Source organism: Blastomonas sp. (assembly GCF_041747255.1).
Lineage (GTDB): Bacteria > Pseudomonadota > Alphaproteobacteria > Sphingomonadales > Sphingomonadaceae > Blastomonas.
In genome coordinates this window covers 1-2,347 of sequence record NZ_JBGTFM010000137.1, presented here as the reverse complement: position 1 = coordinate 2,347, position 2,347 = coordinate 1, and the positions used below count along the sequence as shown (strand labels likewise).

Below are 2,347 nucleotides of genomic sequence, written 5' to 3'. Positions count from 1 at the left end.
AACCAGGCGATGCTGGAATTTGCCTGCACGGTGGATGGCATCCACATCAACGGCGTCGATATCATCCGCTGGAACGATGCCGGGCTGATCGAGGACTTCAAGGTCATGGTCCGGCCGCTCAAGGCGATGAACATGCTGTGGGAAAAGATGGCGGCGCAGCTTACAGCAACGCCCACAGCCTGAACCGCCTTGGTGAGTAACTGGCGATCAGGCGAACTGTTATGGTTCAGTGATTGTTGCCACTGATCAGCCGAAAAACTGCCCCACGCCCACCGTCGGATCGACAAAGCCGTCATACATCATCTTGCCCGCGACATAGAGGATGACGAGCAGCCCGAGATAGGCAATCCAGCGGAAACGCTCGATATATTTGGCGATGAAATTGGCTGCAATGCCCATCAATGCGACCGCGAGAATTAGACCGACAATCAGGATACCGGGGTGCTCACGCGCAGCGCCGGCGACAGCCAGCACATTGTCGAGGCTCATCGACACGTCAGCCACAGCCACCGCCCAGGCAGCTGAAGCGAAACTCTTGGCTGGGCGCACGCCGCTGTCCTCGTCGCCCTCAATTTCGGGCGATCCGGGTGATGAATGACCAGCAGGCTGGAGTTCGCGGTACATTTTCCACGAGACCCACAGCAGCAGCAGCCCGCCAGCAAAAATCAACCCGACGATCTGCATCAATTGGGTAACTATCAAAGCAAAACCGATGCGCAACACCAGCGCGGCAATGATGCCGATCATGATGACCTTGCGCCGCTGATCCGGCGGCAGACCCGCCGCCAGCGCACCGACGACAATCGCATTGTCTCCGGCGAGCAGGATATCGATCATCAACACCTGGCCGAATGCGAACCACGCCGAGGCGTCGCCCGCAAACAGGCCGGAGAAATCCTTGACGATGTCTGCCCAGATGGCGGTCATTGGCGTTGAACCTTTCAGGCGGTCACTGGTTCATCGAATCGAAGAAATCCTCGTTGGTCTTGGATTCCTTCATCTTGTCGAGCAGGAACTCCATCGCATCGATGGTGCCCATCTGCATGAGGATGCGGCGCAGCACCCACATCTTTGACAGGATGTCCTTTTCGACCAGCAGCTCTTCCTTGCGGGTGCCCGACTTGCCGACATCCAGTGCCGGGAAGATGCGCTTGTCGGCGATCTTGCGGTCCAGCACGATTTCGGAGTTGCCGGTGCCCTTGAACTCTTCAAAGATCACCTCGTCCATGCGGCTGCCGGTGTCGATCAGCGCGGTGGCGATGATCGACAGCGAGCCGCCTTCCTCGATATTGCGCGCCGCGCCAAAGAAGCGCTTGGGGCGTTGCAGCGCATTGGCATCGACACCGCCGGTCAGTACCTTGCCCGAGCTTGGGACGACGGTGTTGTAGGCGCGGCCAAGGCGGGTGATCGAATCGAGCAGGATGACGACATCCTTCTTGTGCTCGACCAGCCGCTTGGCCTTTTCAATGACCATTTCGGCGACCTGCACGTGGCGCTGCGCAGGTTCGTCAAAGGTCGAGGAAATCACCTCGCCTTTCACGCTGCGCTGCATATCGGTGACTTCCTCAGGCCGCTCATCGATCAGCAGCACGATCAGGAAAACCTCGGGGTGGGTGTCCGTGATCGCCTTGGCGATGTTCGGCCGCAGCACGGTTTTACCGCCGCGCGGAGGCGCGACGATCAGCGCGCGCTGGCCCGTGCCCTGCGGCGAGATGATATCGATCACCCGCGCCGACTTGTCCTTGACCGTCGGGTCAAGCGTGTCGAGGCTCAGCTTTTCGTCAGGGTAAAGCGGGGTGAGGTTATCGAAGTTGACGCGGTGGCGCACAACATCGGGGTCATCGAAATTGACGGCTGTGAGCTTGGTCAGCGCGAAATAACGCTCACCATCGCGCGGCGCGCGGATTTCGCCTTCCACCGTATCGCCGGTGCGCAGGCCAAAGCGGCGCACCTGATTGGGCGAAACGTAAATATCGTCGGGCCCGGCGAGATAGTTCGCCTCGGGGCTGCGCAGAAAGCCGAAACCGTCGGCAAGCACTTCGATGGTACCCAATCCCATGATCAGCTCGCCATCATCGGCAAGTTCTTTGAGGATCGCGAACATCAGGTCCTGGCGGCGGAGCGTCGATGCCCCCTCCACGCCAAGCTCTTCGGCCATGGTAACGAGTTCGGCAGGCGTCTTCTGCTTGAGTTCTTTAAGATGCATGAGGTGCAATGTTCCGTGAGGATAGTCGCCGCAAAAGCAATGGCGGCAGGCATGTGGAAAAATGGGGATGCCCAGCCGGTGGACCGGTCACTGGTGGAAAGGGTCATCGCTGATCCCGGACGGGACTGGAGACGAAATAAG

At 59.4% G+C, this 2,347-nt stretch carries 2 protein-coding genes and 1 pseudogene; 1 reads left to right on the top strand and 2 read right to left on the bottom strand.

What is annotated here, in order from left to right:
• A pseudogene (locus tag ACEW8G_RS04890) lies at positions 1-183 on the top strand (nuclear transport factor 2 family protein); the annotation flags it as partial.
• Positions 184-246: 63 nt separating this feature from the next.
• Here the strand turns inward: ACEW8G_RS04890 and ACEW8G_RS04885 are convergent.
• A complete protein-coding gene (locus tag ACEW8G_RS04885) occupies positions 247-927 on the bottom strand; it encodes a TerC family protein (protein ID WP_373487324.1) in 681 nt (226 codons plus the stop codon).
• 22 nt (positions 928-949) lie between these two features.
• A complete protein-coding gene (rho, locus tag ACEW8G_RS04880; RefSeq protein ID WP_373487323.1) occupies positions 950-2,206 on the bottom strand; it encodes a transcription termination factor Rho in 1,257 nt (418 codons plus the stop codon).
• Positions 2,207-2,347: the final 141 nt, after the last annotated feature.

Coding starts and splice junctions, on each gene's coding strand:
- ACEW8G_RS04885 (WP_373487324.1), bottom strand. CDS start 927: ATGACCGCCATCTGGGCAGACATCGTCAAGGATTTCTCCGGCCTGTTT.
- rho (WP_373487323.1), bottom strand. CDS start 2,206: ATGCATCTTAAAGAACTCAAGCAGAAGACGCCTGCCGAACTCGTTACC.